This window comes from Flavihumibacter sp. CACIAM 22H1, assembly GCF_001601815.1.
GTDB lineage: Bacteria > Bacteroidota > Bacteroidia > Chitinophagales > Chitinophagaceae > Flavihumibacter.
Map to the genome: position 1 here is coordinate 2,450 of NZ_LUKG01000087.1, position 16,541 is coordinate 18,990.

Sequence of the window (16,541 nt, forward strand, 5' to 3'; positions counted from 1 at the left end):
AAATAAAAAATCCCCGCCTGGAGAAGGCGGGGATGTTCCAACTTCAACCCCGCCTTCCATCTCATCGATGCGGCGGCCGGGTTGGTATATAGAATCAGGGGTGTTTTAGCGTAAGAGGGAGGTTAAAATAACCAGTGGACTTGCATCTAATTCTGTACTGGGAATAGAGGATAAGGAATGCATGGAGGGCAGAAAGCCGGAACCATTGTCCTCATTTTTTGATACCGAAATCTCTGCTTTTACTTTAGTGGAATCTTTTTTGGCGGGCCTGTTTTTATCGGGCCCTTTGTATTCGTATCCTTTATTACTGTCTTTAAACGCTCCTTCCCCTTCAATGATAACACCTTCGTCATCAATTTTCAATTTGAACTTTCCTTCTTTCAGTTCTTTTTCCGAGAAATCGTTTGCCCGTTTTAGTCCGTCGCGGGTCATAATGTATTCGATGTTATTGTCCCAGGAATAGGAATTGTCCCAGTTATTGTCCCAGCTAACATTGAAACCTCTTCTACGGTTCATGTTTACGTTGAACCATTCGAAATCTTCGATGCTACGGTCGAGTTCAATTTTTTTACCGATTGGTACTTCAATTACCACCAGTACCTGCTGGTTGCGGAATTTATCACCGGCAGTGATTACAAATCCTTTGGGAAGTCTCAAAATACTGTCGGTTTGGGTAATCGGGAATTCGATGTGCTCGGCCAGTTCTTTTGCTTTATTATTGGTATTGCTGCGGCTGAATTTGATGGTATAGGCATGGAAATTACTATCGTTGCTTTTTACCACGTTTATGCGAACGGTTTTCAGCATCAGGCTATCGCGGTTGATGCCATAGAACGGAGCATCTTCATCCCATTCAATTCCGAACCAATCGTCGCCGTAATACCGTACATTGTTACCCACGGCTTCTACAAATAACTTGTTGTTGCTGGGTTGGCTGATGTTTACGGTATGCTCGATACCGGCACGGTTTTTAAAGTTGCGGGCCATTAATCCTGCCAGGAAAATAAAGCTGAACAAGCCGATTATCCAAAGTCCGCCGAATGTATAACCAAGGTAATTATGGGTACTTTTTACGCCCATGATCCGACGTACCAGCCAGGTAATTAACGCAATGATAGGCACACCCATGAAAAGAATCAGGCTTGACCAGGCGAGGCTGTTTTGCCAGAACCCTTCGAGGAAGAAATCTTTGATGGGGAAGATGGCCATTCCGCTGAACAGGATACCGAGTAAGGCAGCAAACAGGGAGATAGCAATGATTGCGGCAATAAAGAGAAAGAAGGCTTTGAACAATATGCCGATGATATTTCCCAATCCGGAACCTGCCCTGCGTGCAACGGGTGCTGCTTCTTCAGCAAATGCTTTACCATGGGTACTGAACTGTTGGGCAGTATGTTTTACTTCGTTACCCCAGTTCTGGGCGCGGGTTTTAAACGATTCGAGGTCTCCTTTAACGGTATCACGAATAGAGTTGAGGTCGATGCGTTCACCTTTCATTTCCAGCTTTTCAGCGGCCGTAGTAGCAAAAGGTACAGCAATCCAGAGAACCAGGTACACAACAAACAAGGTAGAACCCAATCCACCTGAAATAATACGTGGACCGATCATGAAATCCCAATCCCAGAAAAAGGCGTTGAAACCACTACCAATAATTCCCAGGATAAGGGGGAGGGCAAAAATCAGCCGGGGTATCCAGGAGGCGATGTTAAAGTATACGGCCAGTCCGCCTGCAACACCCGCAATTACTTTATCATCGGGGTTGCGGTAAAGGCGTTTGGTGATATTGGAGCTGAGTGATTGAGAGGGCACAATAATCCAGAGCAGGATATATACCCAGAACAGGGCGCCGGCCAGCAATACGAATATGATTCGCATAATCACCGGGTCAATGCCCAGGTAATTGGCCAGGCCGCTACACACCCCGCCCAGTATTTTATCGTCTGCATTGCGGTACAGGTTTCCCCTCCTGAAATTTCCACTGTTATAGGTGTTACCGCTGAAGCCGGATCCTGTGCCGGAGCTGTTTCCGGTTCCGGTAGAGCTGCTACCCTGGTAGCCAGCCGACTGATTGGGGGTGGATCCGGTATTGCTACCCATTCCGGTTGCGGTAAAAGGTTCGGCTTCGGCAGCTTCCAGGTCTTCGGGGCGGCCCATGTTGGCAATGATGGTATGTACGTCTTCATCTGTAATACATACTGCTCCTTTTTTTAAACGGTCAGAGAAAAGTTCGGCGATCCGGCCTTCGATATCGTTGATGATCTCATCGCGACCTTCTTCATTGGAGAAGTAACGACGGAGGCTCTCGGTATACTGCTTCAACAGATCGAAAGCGGTTTCCTCTATGGGAATCACCCGACCGTGGAAGTTTATATTGATGACCTTTTTCATAATTGATAAGTATTAGCAGGTTGAAGTATTAGTTGGTTGTTGGATTATCGGGTACTGATGGAAGTGATTCGGATTTGCTGGTTAATGCTTTTACTCCGTTGGCCAGTTCTACCCAGGTAGCTTCCAGTTCCTGGTAAAAAGCGTCTCCTTTTTCGGTGAGGGAGAAGTATTTCCGCGGCGGGCCGGAATTGCTTTCCACCCATCGGTAGGTGAGCATGTCGGCATTTTTGAGTCGGGTAAGCAGTGGATAAAGCGTGCCCTCCAGGATTTGGAGGTTGGCTGCCCGCATCTCATCCACGATATCACTTGGATAGGCTTCACCTCGGCGGATGATAGACAGGATACAGAATTCCAGTATCCCTTTCCGCATTTGGCTTTGAGTGTTTTCTATGTTCATGGCATTTTTTGTTTTAAAGGGCTGGTGGCGGTGAAGGCGAAGGGGGATAAGGTTTAAGTGTTTGGATAAGGTTCATTCGCCAACGGCCACCAGCCCTGTTCTATACCTTTGACAACACAAATCTATACAAAGTTTCAGTACTATGCAAAATAAAGTACCGGTTTAAGGAAGGTAATTTTGATTGAACAATAACTGGTTTAGCGCGAAACGCTTGCTGGAAGCGGATTGCGCTAAATATAGAGGAGTAAAAAAAAATTTTCGCCGTATGATAAACGGTCAAATCCCAGTGCCGAGTGGCGAATTTTTTACTGGTTAGGGGCTATGGTGCCGGTAAAAAACTCATCGCGCAACAGGGGTTTTTGTCGGGGAAAGAGCTCATCGGCGGTATTGCCATCGTAGAGCCGGCCGTTTTTGACCACCCAGCGCACCGTATTGGAGTTCCGGATATTTTCCAGTGGATTGGCATCCATAATTACCAGGTCGGCAATTTTGCCGGCCTCAATACTGCCCAGGCTGCTATCCAGGCCCAGGGTTTTGGCCCCCAGGATGGTAGCAGTTTTAAGGGCATTATGGGGGCTCATGCCGCCACTTTGCATCGACCAGAGTTCCCAGTGATAACCAAGCCCCTGGAATTCGCCATGGCTGCCAATTCCTGCCAGGGCACCCTGGTCAATCAGTGCTTTCATGCTTTCCGCATGTTTTTGGAATACATGTTCTTCCGGTAGAAACCAGCCTTGTACTCTCCTGGTTTTAGCGGCCAGTTCCTCATAGGGCATAAACCGCTGCATTTTTTTATTATGATAAGGATTTTCGGTCTGGAAATAATAGTTTTCTGCCCAGGGCCCTCCGTAGGAAACGAGTAAGGTAGGCGTAACTGCCATTTGTGCTTTGGCAATGGTACCGGTAACATCCTTATAGAGGGGATAAACAGGCAGGGAATGTTCATGGCCGGGGTAGCCGTCGATCAGGTTGGTCATGTTCAGCTTAAAATTCAATCCTCCTTCGGTAGTGGGATGCAATCCCTGGTTCCGGGCAGCATTGAGAATCCATTGCCGTTGTTGCCGGTTGCCGGTCAGGTACATTTTGATATAGTTGGTATGGTAGTAGTGGGAGTATTGCTGCAGGATGGATTCGGCCTGGGCAGAATCTTTTACATTATACGACCAGAACCCCACACCCGGACCAGTGGAGTAAATCCGGGGGCCTACCATTTGCCCGGCCTCCACCAGGTCGGAATAGGTAAGAACATCGGTGGTACCTGTTTGAGGATCCATGGTGGTGGTTACCCCGTATGCCAGGTTAACGGCATAGATCCAGATCTGGTTTTTGTGCATGGTCCAGTTGGGCCACATATGGGCATGGGTATCAATAAACCCGGGCAGGATGGTTTTTCCCCGGGCATCTATTTCTTTTGCGCCGGCCGGAATTTTAAGGCTGCCCGCGGGGCCAACCGCTTTAATGCGGTTATTGACCACCAGGAGATCGCCGTTTTCAAAGATTTCATCCCCCTTCATAGTAATAATGCGTGCATTGCGGAAAACAAGGGTGCTTTTTGGAAGATCCCGTTCATAATAGATCCGGATAGCTGTTTCAACCGGCTTGTAACCAGGTGCTTCTTTTTCGGCGGCGGCCTTTTTTTGAGCCAGCGCCGCACTGTCCTTGGTAAGGGTACTGGAATCGCTGGCAGGTTTTTCTTTAGCGCGCAGCTTTTTGGCTGTTTCCAGGCTATCTTCTATGCGCTGCGCTGCTTCTAAATCGTATATAAAATGCGTGTTGCCGAGCGACCAGTGAATTCGTTTGCTGTTACCGGACCAGGCAGGAAATTCTCCCCCAATAGTGGTTAATTTTTTAGCCGGGAAGGCAGCAGCAGCGGCATCGGCCAGGTTAATTTGAACGGTTTTTCCTGTTTGTGGAATGGTAAGCCAGTACAATTCATTATTGATCTGGGCCAGAGCTTTGCTTCCATCCGGGGCCATCCGGATCTGCGAAGCATTGGAGGGCAGCTGCATTTCCATGGCAGCTGCATTTGCTTCTGAAAGAATACAGGCGTCTACCTGGGGGTTGCCGTTTTGAAAATGACTGATTCCATAGGTAGTGATGCCGGTAACCTTGGCATGTACTTTTTCATCGCTGCCATCCCACTGAATGGAAACCAGTTGCCCGTTTTGGGTAAGGTAGATGCGGTTGTTATTGCCTGCAAAATGGGGCTGGTAGCGCCCCATGGCCTTGTCTATGACCGTGCTGTTGCCGCCATTAGCGGGGATCCAGGCCAACTCCTCTTCCGAGCTGTTATAAGATGGGCGGATAGCCTGCTGATAAACTTCTGTAGAAGCCTGCTGAAAAACAATCCGGTCTCCCGTGGGGGTATAGGTCATAAACTGGTAAAGACCCGGTTCTTTTGTCAATTGCTGAATGGGTTTTTTTCCCTGACTACTTACTTTGTATATATGGCCGCCTTGGGGAGTCCAGGTGCTGAAAATGAGGTCGTTCCCATCCGGTGACCAGGCGGGCATGGCTTCGGTGAAATTATTGGTGCTGACTCTTTTCGGTTGTCCGTTTGGGTAATCCATTACATAAAGCCGGTTCAAGGCGGTGAAAGCCAGTTTTTTTCCATCGGGTGACGGAACTGCCTGCCGGATTTGTGTAATGAGGGCGTGGGAGGTATCGGTAATTGGAAATTGAAAATCCAGTTGTGGACCGAGCTCCAGCTGCGTTTCTACCCGAAAAGGAATATCAACAGGGGGCTTTCCGTCCAGGGGAATGCGTTTGATTTTTCCATTGGTTGATGCAATCAGGGCTTTGCTATCGGGCGTAAAACACATGCCGGGTAAAACACCCATGGTGGCGATGCTTTCCTGTTCATCGCGCTGGAAAGGGTAAATGAGCCAGGATTCCTGTCCGTTTTGCAGGTTTTTCAGGACAAGCCCTGTTTTGTCTTCGTAGCGGCTACCATACACCATCCATTTACCGTCTTTGGAGAGGACGGGTGCGAAGGCAGAACCATATCGATCGGTTAACGTAAAATACCGGGCTTTTTCCCGGTCATAGACACCTACCTGGTACTGGGGCAGGGAGGCATTATAATTCCAGCCTCCATTTCTGGCGGAGAAATAGATATACCTGCCGTCTGCGCTTACGGCCGGATCAATGGTTTTAAGGGAGGCGGGGGCATCAATCAGCTGCACACCTCCCCCTCCGTTTTTATGGATCATATAAAGTTGCACAATGATGCGGCCTTTGGAAAAAACAATGTATTCGCCATCGGGTGTCCAGGCGGCGCTTGGAAAATTGGCATTATTGTCTTTGGTAAGCTGAACAGTATCTTTTTTCTCCAGGTCGATGTACCAGAGATTTTCACTGCCGCTGCGGTCGGAGGTAAACAGGATCCGTTTGCCATCCGGACTATACCGGGGATGTGTGTCAAAAGCCATTCCCCGGGTAATTTGCGTAGCTTTTCCCCCGTCAGCGGGGATGGTATACAAATCGCCCAGGAGGTCAAATACGATGGTTTTGCCATCGGGGCTCATATCAACCGATAGCCAGGTACCTTCGGTGGTATTTATCGGGATATTCCTGGCCGTTTTTAAGGGCAGGTTTTTGAATGGCGTATACTGTAAGCTGTCTTTTTTGGTAGTATCAGAAAGCGGCTGCTGGTAAAGGTTTGCGGGAGAAGGAGATGCCGCCGAATGAATGGCACTAAATAAAAAGCAGGTGCAGGCCGATGCAGCCGTCAGCAGTTGATACAGACGCATAAAAACTAGGATTTAGGTCCAGAATTTACGCATTATAACCCATATACCTGCTGCTTTTTCCTTGGTCGGGGGGCTTATTTTTTAAGGCCGATTTCACGCAGGCGTTCGTCGAGATAAGCCCCTGCAGTAGCATCGGGATAGGCTTTCGGATGTTCCGCATCAATACAGGAAGCAAGGCAGGCAAGGCTCATTTTACTCTTCGGATGCAGGAAAAAAGGAATGGAGAAACGGCTTGTATGCCACATTTCCCGGGGCGGATTAACTACCCGGTGGGTGGTGGATCGTAGTTTATTATTCGTTAATCGCTGCAGCATATCACCCACGTTTACGACAATTTGCTCGGGCAGGGATGTTACCCCCACCCATTGCTGCTGGCGGGTAAGAATTTGAAGTCCGTCTGCGCTTGCACCTACCAGTAAGGTAATCAGGTTGATATCTTCATGCTGTTCAGCGCGGATGGCAGATTTGGGTTCCTGTGTTATAGGCGGGTAATGAATGGCCCGGAGAATAGAGTTGCCGTCTGTGATATGCTCATCAAAGAAATGCTCTTCCAATCCGAGGTAAAGAGCAATTGCCTGCAATAAGGATTTTCCTGATTTTTCAAATGCGCGGTAGGCTTTGTTAAAGGTGTCGGTAAAGCCAGGCACTTCGTGAATCTGAACATTTTCAGGGTATTCGTCTTTTTCCGGAATAGCTGCTGAAACGGTTTGGCCATGTTGGTAAAACTCTTTGAGATCGGGTGCTTCGCTTCCTTTGGCATGTTCTCTTCCGAAGGAGGTATATCCACGTTGTCCGGCTAATTCGGGAATTTCGTAGTTCTTTTTTTTCTCTAATGGCATGGAAAAAAACTGTTGTACATATTTGTACATATCAGCAATCAGGTCATCTGGTATACCATGATTTTTTACTGCTACAAAACCTACTTCTTCATAGGCCTTGCCTAATTGTTGTACAAATTGGTTTTTCTGGTCCTGGTCATTGCCCAGAAAATCTGCGAGGTTTACAACAGGAATTGCCATTTGCAATGGTTTATAGAGGAGAAAAGAGTTATTTTGAGCAGTGAAAATAATTAAATCCCTGAAAAATACGGGTTGGATCTTAGGGGCGTTGCTTTCCCTGCATTCCTGTGCGCCCAAACCTGTTCAACAAGCAGTTGCTGCAAGTGCTGATCACTTCCGGGTAACGGACTTTACCCAACAAAATAATTGGGCAGCGCTTCCGCAAAAAACAGATCCGTCGGATGAATTGCCTGTTCCCCTGACAGCAGCTTATGAAAGAGATAGTTCTGTAGATGTGTTCTTTATTCATCCCACTACGTTTACGGGCGATTTCAATGGTCACTGGAATGCCGATTTGCAGGATCATCAATTGAACCATAGAACCGATATCAGTACCATCCGTTTACAGGCGAGTGTGTTCAATACGTATAACCTTTATGCGCCGCGGTATCAGCAGGCACATATCCACAGCTTTTATACCGCTGATAAAGAGAAGGCTGCGATTGCGCTGGAACGGGCGTACCAAGATATCCGGGCAGCCTTTCAATATTACCTCGATAACTGGAACCAGGGCCGGCCAATAATCCTTGCAGCACATAGCCAGGGAACGTTTCATGCCAAACAATTAATGCGCGATTTTTTTGAAGGAAAGGCGTTGCGTAAAAAGCTGGTAGCAGCGTATTTAATCGGGTACCCGGTTGAACCTGGTTACTTTTCACAGGTAGCTGTATGCGCAGATTCTGTTCAAACGGGATGTTATCTTGGTTGGCGAACCTTCCGGCATGGTTTTGAGCCGGCCTATGATTCGGCATTCCGACAATCGGTTGTGGTTAATCCGCTGAGCTGGACAACCGACAGCAGTATTGCTAATGTGGAACTGCACAAGGGTGCTGTGTTGCGAAATTTTAAAAAAATATATTACCGGGTAAGTGATGCACAGGTGCATGGGGATTTGTTATGGATCAGCCGCCCGCGGTTTCCGGGCAGCTGGCTGTATAAATCGAAGAACTATCACATTGGGGATATCAATTTATTTTATATGAATATCCGGCAAAACCTTGCTCTGCGGGTTCGGTCTTATTGGGCTAATCAGTAGAAGGCAGCACCGGGTGCTGCAATGCCTGTTTGGCGGCGGAAATAGTGTTTTTATCGTCGGAGAGGCAATAGGTGGGCACTGCATTGATCAGCATTTCATCCAGTACGTCTACGATATTTTTGTAGGAGGCGATTTCATCCGGGTAAATGAGGATGGTAAAGTCTTTTACCCTGTTCATGTCCGTTAGGGTTTTTCTTTTTTGGCGAATAAGGTCTCCGAGTCCGTTGGTCGGTTGAAAACTTGTTTTTCCGATCCTGTTGTTTTGGATGGCGTCGGGAAGTTGGCCATGAAAATAGATGAGCTCATTATTTTCTGTGGGTATGAGGGTAAGGGTGGTACTATTGCCGACGTTGGTAGGTGATCCGTCTGCCGGAAGTTTAAATTTCATGGCGGTGCTGTCAGAGAGGGCGGTGGTAAAGATAAAAAATGTGATGAGCAGGAAGCCGAGGTCAACCATTGGGGTAAGGTCTACGCGGGTGGAGAGTTTTTTACTACGGGCTACGCCGGATTTTTTAGTTTTTTCCGTCGTATTGCTGGTTAGTTCTGCCATAAGAGTAAATTTTTCCTATGATGCAGGCGGGCAGTGTTTCCATAAAAGACGTCAGACAGGTGTCTTACACCTGTCTGACGTCTCTCTAACAGCGTTCTAACATGTATCTGACGTCTAGCACTAAAACTCGGCTGATTTAGGTGTGCGGGGAAAAGCAATTACATCGCGGATATTGCTCATGCCGGTAACAAAGAGCACCATTCGTTCAAACCCAAGTCCGAAACCCGCATGCGGTACCGTGCCAAAGCGGCGCGTATCCAGGTACCACCACAGCTCATCAGCAGGTATACCCATGTCTTTCATCCGGGCTTCCAGCACATCCAGCCGCTCTTCCCGCTGACTGCCTCCTACAATTTCGCCAATGCCCGGCGCCAGTATATCCATGGCAGCCACTGTTTTATTATCCTCGTTCAACCGCATGTAAAATGACTTGATATCCTTTGGATAATTTGTTACGATCACCGGCTTCTTGAAATGCTTCTCTACCAGGTAGCGCTCGTGTTCACTCTGCATATCAACCCCCCATTTCACCTCGTATTGAAATTTTTTCTTTTTATAAGCAGGCGATTGTAATAAGATATCAATTGCCTCGGTATAGGTGATCCGCTCAAAATCATTGTTGAGGACAAATTCCAGTTTTTCAACCAGGCCCAGTTCACTGCGTTTATCGGCGGGCAATTGTTTTTCTTCCTCTGCCAACCGGCCGGCCAGGAATTCAATATCCTCCCGGTTATGTTTCATCACATAACCAATGATGTATTTGATAAAGGCTTCCGCCAGGTTCATATTGTCTTCCAGATCATAAAAAGCCATTTCCGGCTCAATCATCCAGAACTCTGCCAGGTGGCGGGTAGTATTGGAATTTTCAGCACGGAAAGTAGGACCAAACGTATAGATATCACCAAATGCTGTGGCGCCTAATTCTCCTTCTAATTGTCCGCTTACCGTCAGGTTGGTACTGCGACCAAAGAAATCTTCTTTGAAATTGATACTGCCGTCTTCCAGGCGGGGTGGATGATCAAAAGGCAGGGTTGTTACCCGAAACATTTCCCCGGCACCTTCTGCATCCGATGCTGTAATGATGGGCGTATGTAAATAAAGAAATCCCCGCTCATTAAAAAACTGGTGCACGGCAAAGGCCAGGCTGTGCCGGATACGGAAAACTGAGGCAAAAGTATTGGTGCGGAACCGCAGATGGGCTTTCTCACGGAGGAATTCCAGGCTGTGTTTTTTAGGCTGCAGCGGATATTTTTCCGGATCAGAATCGCCTAAAATTTCGATGGCTGCCGCTTTGATTTCCAGTTTTTGTCCCTTTCCCTGGGAGGGGATCACTGTTCCGGTAACCTTTAGGGCCGCACTGGTGGTAATACGTTTTAGGAACGCATCGTCCAGCTGACCCAGTTCAACAACCACCTGTAAATTGGTATTGGTAGAGCCATCATTCAGGGCAATAAACTGATTATTGCGAAAGGTACGTACCCATCCCATTACAGTAACTTCCTGCTGCGCCGGTTCCCAGGTCAGCAAATGACTTATTTTTACTCGATTGTTGAACATGACATCTGTTTAAGGTCGGCAAAGATAAGCCGATTCCCTGTTTAGCAGTTCTTCTTTCACCAGCACTTTATGTAGTATGAACGTTTTATTCTATTCGAGCCAACCGTACGACAAAACCTATTTCAACCGCTTTGGAAGCGACCTCGACCTGCAATATGCCGAGGCCCAGCTGAATGCGCAAACTGCCCGACTGGCTAAAGGATTTCCCGTTATCTGCGCTTTTGTCAACGATCAGTTGAATGCTACCGTACTGGAAACGCTTAAAGCCGGTGGCACTGAGCTGGTGGCCCTGCGCTGCGCCGGGTACAACAATGTAGACCTGCCTGCAGCTGCCGGGTTGGGTATCCGGGTGGTGCGGGTGCCTGCCTATTCTCCACATGCTGTTGCAGAATTTGCCGTAGCATTGCTGCTAACCTTAAACAGAAAAACCCATAAAGCGTATAACCGGGTGCGCGATGGCAATTTTTCACTGGATCGCCTCACGGGTTTTGACCTGGCTGGTAAAACGGTGGGCGTGGTAGGAACGGGCCAGATCGGTCAGGTATTCTGTACAATTATGAAAGGATTTGGCTGCCGGGTACTGGCTTTTGACCTGATTGCCAACCGCGAGCTGGAAGCTGCAGGTGTGGAGTATTTGCCCCTGCTCGACCTGCTGGCCTTGTCGGATATTATTTCGCTTCATTGTCCGCTGAACGAACAAACGCGCCACCTCATCAACCAAGAAACACTTCATCATATGAAAAGAGGTGCCATGTTGCTCAATACCGGCAGGGGTGCATTGATTGATACGGCGGCGGTTATATCGGCCCTGCAATCCGGACAACTCGGTTACCTGGGTATTGATGTTTACGAGCAGGAAGAGCATTTGTTTTTTTACAACAGGAGTGAAGAAATTATCCGGGATGAGCAGATCATGCTGCTTACCAGTTTTCCGAATGTGCTGGTTACCTCTCACCAGGGATTTTTCACGGAGGAAGCGTTGAGTGAAATAGCGCATACCACCTTAAACAGCATCCGGGCCTATTTTAATAAGCAGCCATTGATCCATGAAATAAGGCGCTGACCTGGTGATTCTACCATAATTTTAGGGGGTAATCACCTGAAATTCAACTCCCACTGAAAAAAGACAGGCGATTTTTTTTGATTCTGACCATTTTAGCCTAAAATTGCAGTCGGAAACAAGCTGATTAGTTCTTCCCCAGCTCACCAAACTTCTCACTTGTAGTACACCCAACCAATCATCAATTTTCGATTTTTTTCAACAAGCAAGGCTGATTGAAATCTCACAAAACGCACAAGTCTTAGTATGTATGACATTCTGCAACTGAACGACATGCTCGTTCCAGAGTTGCTCGATATTGCGGAGCAACTGAAAATTTCCAATGCGAAAAAACTTGACAAGCAGGAATTAATCTATAAAATCCTCGACAAGCAGGCTGTTATGGCAAGTGAAACCAAGGGAAACGACCAGGCGGATAAGGGAAAACGCAAACGTATTGTAAAGGCAACAACGGGTAATTCAACCGAGGAAGCCATTGTAGAATCAGAACCGGAAAAACCCCGGAAGCCCGAACCCCGGAAGTCCATTGCTAAAAAGGAAGAGCCCGCTTCGCGCCCGGCCGACCAAAAGGAAACTGCACCGCAGGATAAACAGCCCGCCAAACGAGGCAGAAAAAAGGCGGAAGATAAATCCCCGGTTTCGCAGCTCGACCTGCAGGATGCCAACACCAATGATTCAGCTGCTCCTGAAGCAGCTGCCGCACCGGCGCCGAATATAAATGCTGTTTCAGCTGAACAAACAGCCCCCGCTCCGCAACAGGAACAAGCTCAGCCCCCGCAGCAGCCCGTTCAACAGCGGCAGCCTCAATTTCAACAACCCCGCAGAGACCGTGAAAGAGATTTGTTCAATATTGAATTCGACGGCATTATCCCGGCAGAAGGTGTGTTGGAAATGATGCCGGATGGTTATGGTTTCCTTCGCAGCAGTGATTACAACTATCTTTCTTCTCCCGACGATGTTTATGTTTCTCCTTCCCAGATAAAATTATTCGGACTCAAAACGGGTGATACCGTAAACGGGTCTGTACGTCCGCCTAAGGAGGGTGAAAAATATTTCGCTTTATTAAAAGTGGATACCATTAATGGGCGTTCTCCGGAAGATGTACGTGACCGGGTACCATTTGACTACCTGACCCCGCTGTTTCCGTTCGAAAAACTCAACCTCTTTACTGAACCCAACGGGTACAGTACGCGGATGATTGATCTTTTTGCTCCCATCGGTAAAGGACAACGTGGATTGATCGTAGCCCAGCCAAAAACCGGTAAAACGGTATTGCTGAAAGAAGTGGCCAATGCCATTTCGGCTAATCACCCCGAATGTTATCTTATGGTGGTGTTGATTGATGAGCGCCCGGAAGAGGTTACCGATATGGAAAGAAGCGTGAAAGCCGAAGTAATTGCTTCTACCTTTGATGAACCGGCAGAAAAACACGTAAAGGTTTCTGCAATTGCTTTACAGAAAGCAAAACGACTGGTAGAATGTGGCCACGATGTAATCATCCTGCTCGACTCTATCACCAGGCTGGCAAGGGCGCATAATACAGTAGCGCCTTCCTCCGGAAAAGTGTTAAGTGGTGGTGTGGAAGCAAATGCTATGCAAAAGCCTAAACAGTTCTTTGGTGCTGCCCGTAAAATTGAAAATGGCGGATCATTAACCATCCTGGCAACTGCTCTTATAGATACCGGATCAAAAATGGACGAAGTGATTTTTGAAGAGTTTAAAGGTACCGGTAACATGGAGTTACAGTTGGATCGCCGCCTTGCCAACCGCCGTATTTATCCGGCTATTGACCTGGTTGCGTCCTCTACCCGCCGGGATGACCTGCTCCTGGATCGGGATGTATTACAACGTATCAACCTCTTACGGCTTTACCTGAATGATATGAATACAGAAGAAGCTATGTCAGAATTGTTGAAACGCATGAGAGGAACCAAAAGCAATGAAGAATTCCTGGCCAGTATGAATGGCTGATAATAACTGAATCAACCCGCAAACTGGTCCGCTCTTGCAGACCAGTTTTTTTTGTAATATAACAGTGCTATTTTACGCAATATGGCTGTTCAACCAATAGAGCTTTCAGCATTCCTTGAATTGTCTGCCAGCATTCCCGTTCTGGATGTACGTAGTCCGTCGGAATATACACATGCCCATATTCCGGGCGCATATTCATTGCCGTTATTCTCGGATGAGGAACGCAAGGAAGTAGGCACCGCGTATAAACAAGTAAGCCGGGAAACAGCAATTAAAATAGGATTGGACTATTTCGGTCCCAAGCTAAGGGCCTTGGTGGAGCAGGTGGAATCCATGAACACAAAACAGGTGCTGGTACATTGCTGGAGAGGAGGTATGCGATCGGCCGGTGTGGCCTGGTTGCTTGATTTGTATGGTTTCCGTGTGTATACGCTCATCGGCGGTTATAAATCTTTCCGGCAATACATAGTAGAAAGTTTTCAGTTGCCGGCCAGGCTTCATATTTTGGGTGGCTATACCGGCAGTGCAAAAACTGCTGTACTCGAAAAACTGCAGCGCCTGGGAGAACCTGTAATAAACCTCGAAGCACTTGCCAGTCATAAAGGCTCTGCCTTTGGTCACCTTGGTTTGCAGGAACAACCCAGCCAGGAGATGTTTGAAAACTTACTGGGTATGGAAATAAGGAAAAACCAGTTCAACCAATGCTGGCTGGAAGATGAAAGCTGGCGTATCGGGTCTGTACTGATTCCGCAGCCCTTTTATAACCAGATGCGGGCAGCGCCTTGTTTTTTTCTGGATATCCCATTTGAAGAACGGCTGAACTATATTGTTCGGGAATATGGCAAAGCGTCTAAAGAAGAATTGATTAACGGCGTGCTTAAAATACAAAAAAGATTAGGCGGACTCGAAACCAAAACGGCTATTGGCTTTTTAATTGAAAACAAAACAGCCGATGCGTTTCGCATATTATTAAAGTATTACGATAAATTTTACCGGAAGGGATTGTCGAGCCGTTCCTCGCAGGCACCTGCTATTGTACAGCTCAGTGCAGCAAATGCAGATCCCGATCGGTTAACCCAACTACTATTAACGAATCTTCCCTAACAATGAATTTATCAGACTACGCTTTAACAGCCTATTCGCATGGTGGTGGCTGTGGTTGTAAAATAGCCCCCAGTGTGCTGGATACCATCCTTCACCAGGCAAAACCTGCTGAAAACTTTGAGAACCTGCTGGTAGGAAACCAGAGCCGTGACGATGCGGCGGTTTATCACCTGGGTAACGGGCAGGCACTTATTTCTACCACGGATTTTTTTATGCCCATTGTGGATGATGCCGTAGATTTTGGAAAAATAGCGTCTGCCAATGCCATCAGTGATGTGTATGCTATGGGAGGAAAACCGGTTTTGGCCATCGCTATACTAGGCTGGCCCATTGATAAATTGCCGGCAGAGCTTGCCAATAAAGTGCTGGAAGGGGCCCGGGCTATTTGCGCAGAAGCAGGAATTCCCCTGGCAGGCGGCCACAGCATTGATTCGCCCGAACCTATTTTTGGGCTGGCAGTGAATGGATTGGTGGCTGTAGCCAACTTAAAGCAGAATAATACCGCCAAACCGGGAGATCTTTTGTTTCTTACCAAATCCATTGGTACCGGTATTTTATCCACCGCCCAGAAACGGAAAAAACTTTCGCCGCTTCATTATGCAGGTTTGCTGAATCAGCTGATTCAGTTAAATAAAGCCGGGGCGGCCTTGGGAAATGTGGAAGGAGTACATGCAATGACGGATGTAACGGGCTTTGGCCTGCTTGGCCACCTGATAGAAATGGCAGAAGGAGCTGGTTTGCATGCCCGGATCCGGATGAATGCGATCCCTTTATTGGAAGGAGCCCGCTTTTACCTGGAAGAAGGCATCCAACCCGGAGCCACCAAACGAAATGCAGCCAGCTATTTCCATAAGGTACAAAACGAAAGCGGCCTGCAGGATGCGTTGGTTACCGGTTTATTAGCCGATCCTCAAACCAATGGAGGCTTATTGATTGCTGCCGCCCCGGAAGCCCGGGAAGAGGTGCAGGAAATTTTATCGGCAAGCGGGTTGGCCAATTATATAGAGCCGATCGGGGAACTACAGGCGTCTGGCAGTTACCGCGTAACACTTATCTGATCAGGCAAGTAACTGGTCGATCTTGGCGGCCAGTTTGTGATCTTTTTCGGTTATGCGATCTCCGGCATCATGGGTGTTCAACCAGATTTCAACGGTATCCAGACATTTGTCCAGCGGGGGTGGTGATTCATCTGTTCCGCTGCCAGTGCCACCCGGGTCATAAATGCAAATGCTTCGGAAAAGTCAGTGAAGCTGAATTTCCGGTATAAACTGTTTTCGGTTTCCTGCCACATAAAAATGAGTTTAAAAATTGATCACAGGTTTTTAATGGTGCTGGTGATATGGGACCTGAATCCCTTAAAACGAATTTCCTTTTTTGCCCGGAAGCCTACTTTTTCCTGAGACACAATGGCCGAACGATTAATGGACCGGATAATGGTAATAACCTTTGTTTTACCCGCTTCAAAAGCTTTGTTCATGAGGTAAACCGCTGCAAACCCATGAAAGCCTTTACCCCGGTAACCAGGATGGCAATAACCATCGTACAAATAGGCTTCTGTTGGTCCTAAATGAAGGGTATGAAAGGCATCCAGGTGTGCGGGAAATTCAATTTTATTAAAGGAGATCCAGAAATAATACACAAGTTCGTTGCCGGTTTGCGTATAAATAC

Annotated in this window: 12 protein-coding genes and 1 pseudogene; 5 read left to right on the forward strand and 8 right to left on the reverse strand. The window is 47.5% G+C overall.

Going from position 1 to position 16,541, the window contains the following annotated elements:
• Positions 1-105 precede the first annotated feature (105 nt).
• The 4 genes from A1D16_RS18365 to A1D16_RS18380 all read right to left on the reverse strand — a co-directional run bounded on the left by A1D16_RS18365 (position 106) and on the right by A1D16_RS18380 (position 7,556).
• Complete coding sequence (locus A1D16_RS18365; RefSeq protein WP_290712219.1) at positions 106-2,388, reverse strand: PspC domain-containing protein; 2,283 nt, start codon at positions 2,386-2,388, stop codon at positions 106-108.
• A gap of 28 nt (positions 2,389-2,416) precedes the next feature.
• Positions 2,417-2,785 (reverse strand): PadR family transcriptional regulator, encoded by a 369-nt coding sequence (locus A1D16_RS18370; protein ID WP_290712221.1) that lies wholly within the window; start codon positions 2,783-2,785, stop codon positions 2,417-2,419.
• 305 nt (positions 2,786-3,090) lie between these two features.
• Positions 3,091-6,537 carry an amidohydrolase family protein gene (locus A1D16_RS18375; RefSeq protein ID WP_290712223.1) on the reverse strand — a complete coding sequence of 1,149 codons (3,447 nt, stop codon included), beginning with the start codon at positions 6,535-6,537 and terminating at the stop codon, positions 3,091-3,093.
• Between the two features lie 74 nt (positions 6,538-6,611).
• Positions 6,612-7,556, reverse strand: a complete 945-nt coding sequence (locus A1D16_RS18380; protein WP_290712224.1) for a 2-oxoglutarate and iron-dependent oxygenase domain-containing protein — start codon at positions 7,554-7,556, stop codon at positions 6,612-6,614.
• A gap of 40 nt (positions 7,557-7,596) precedes the next feature.
• On the opposite strand from A1D16_RS18380, the gene A1D16_RS18385 reads away from it, so the two are divergent.
• Positions 7,597-8,631, forward strand: a complete 1,035-nt coding sequence (locus tag A1D16_RS18385; RefSeq protein WP_290712225.1) for a DUF3089 domain-containing protein — start codon at positions 7,597-7,599, stop codon at positions 8,629-8,631.
• Here A1D16_RS18385 and A1D16_RS18390 read toward each other — a convergent pair.
• Both A1D16_RS18390 and asnS read right to left on the reverse strand, forming a co-directional pair.
• Positions 8,621-9,181: a biopolymer transporter ExbD gene (locus tag A1D16_RS18390; protein WP_290712226.1), complete on the reverse strand. Its 561-nt coding sequence runs from the start codon at positions 9,179-9,181 to the stop codon at positions 8,621-8,623. The genes A1D16_RS18385 and A1D16_RS18390 overlap by 11 nt on opposite strands.
• A gap of 120 nt (positions 9,182-9,301) precedes the next feature.
• Positions 9,302-10,738, reverse strand: a complete 1,437-nt coding sequence (gene asnS / locus A1D16_RS18395) for an asparagine--tRNA ligase (protein ID WP_290712227.1) — start codon at positions 10,736-10,738, stop codon at positions 9,302-9,304.
• Positions 10,739-10,814: 76 nt separating this feature from the next.
• Here asnS and A1D16_RS18400 point away from each other — a divergent pair, with 76 nt between their 5' ends.
• The 4 genes from A1D16_RS18400 (at position 10,815) to selD (ending at position 15,931) form a co-directional block, all read left to right on the forward strand.
• Positions 10,815-11,801, forward strand: a complete 987-nt coding sequence (locus A1D16_RS18400) for a 2-hydroxyacid dehydrogenase (protein ID WP_290712228.1) — start codon at positions 10,815-10,817, stop codon at positions 11,799-11,801.
• Between the two features lie 243 nt (positions 11,802-12,044).
• The gene (rho, locus tag A1D16_RS18405) at positions 12,045-13,769 is read left to right on the forward strand and encodes a transcription termination factor Rho (RefSeq protein WP_290712229.1); all 1,725 of its coding nucleotides are present in this window, start codon (positions 12,045-12,047) and stop codon (positions 13,767-13,769) included.
• A gap of 81 nt (positions 13,770-13,850) precedes the next feature.
• Positions 13,851-14,873, forward strand: coding sequence for a tRNA 2-selenouridine(34) synthase MnmH (gene mnmH, locus A1D16_RS18410; RefSeq protein WP_290712230.1), 1,023 nt, complete (start codon positions 13,851-13,853; stop codon positions 14,871-14,873).
• A gap of 2 nt (positions 14,874-14,875) precedes the next feature.
• The gene (selD, locus tag A1D16_RS18415; protein ID WP_290712231.1) at positions 14,876-15,931 is read left to right on the forward strand and encodes a selenide, water dikinase SelD; all 1,056 of its coding nucleotides are present in this window, start codon (positions 14,876-14,878) and stop codon (positions 15,929-15,931) included.
• Here the strand turns inward: selD and A1D16_RS18425 are convergent.
• Positions 15,932-16,164 (reverse strand): annotated as a pseudogene (locus A1D16_RS18425) (4a-hydroxytetrahydrobiopterin dehydratase).
• 21 nt (positions 16,165-16,185) lie between these two features.
• A partial coding sequence (locus tag A1D16_RS18430) for a hypothetical protein (protein ID WP_290712233.1) occupies positions 16,186-16,541 on the reverse strand: 356 nt, incomplete at its 5' end.

Coding starts and splice junctions, on each gene's coding strand:
- A1D16_RS18365 (WP_290712219.1), bottom strand. CDS start 2,388: ATGAAAAAGGTCATCAATATAAACTTCCACGGTCGGGTGATTCCCATA.
- A1D16_RS18370 (WP_290712221.1), bottom strand. CDS start 2,785: ATGAACATAGAAAACACTCAAAGCCAAATGCGGAAAGGGATACTGGAA.
- A1D16_RS18375 (WP_290712223.1), bottom strand. CDS start 6,537: ATGCGTCTGTATCAACTGCTGACGGCTGCATCGGCCTGCACCTGCTTT.
- A1D16_RS18380 (WP_290712224.1), bottom strand. CDS start 7,556: ATGGCAATTCCTGTTGTAAACCTCGCAGATTTTCTGGGCAATGACCAG.
- A1D16_RS18390 (WP_290712226.1), bottom strand. CDS start 9,181: ATGGCAGAACTAACCAGCAATACGACGGAAAAAACTAAAAAATCCGGC.
- asnS (WP_290712227.1), bottom strand. CDS start 10,738: ATGTTCAACAATCGAGTAAAAATAAGTCATTTGCTGACCTGGGAACCG.
- A1D16_RS18400 (WP_290712228.1), top strand. CDS start 10,815: ATGAACGTTTTATTCTATTCGAGCCAACCGTACGACAAAACCTATTTC.
- rho (WP_290712229.1), top strand. CDS start 12,045: ATGTATGACATTCTGCAACTGAACGACATGCTCGTTCCAGAGTTGCTC.
- mnmH (WP_290712230.1), top strand. CDS start 13,851: ATGGCTGTTCAACCAATAGAGCTTTCAGCATTCCTTGAATTGTCTGCC.
- selD (WP_290712231.1), top strand. CDS start 14,876: ATGAATTTATCAGACTACGCTTTAACAGCCTATTCGCATGGTGGTGGC.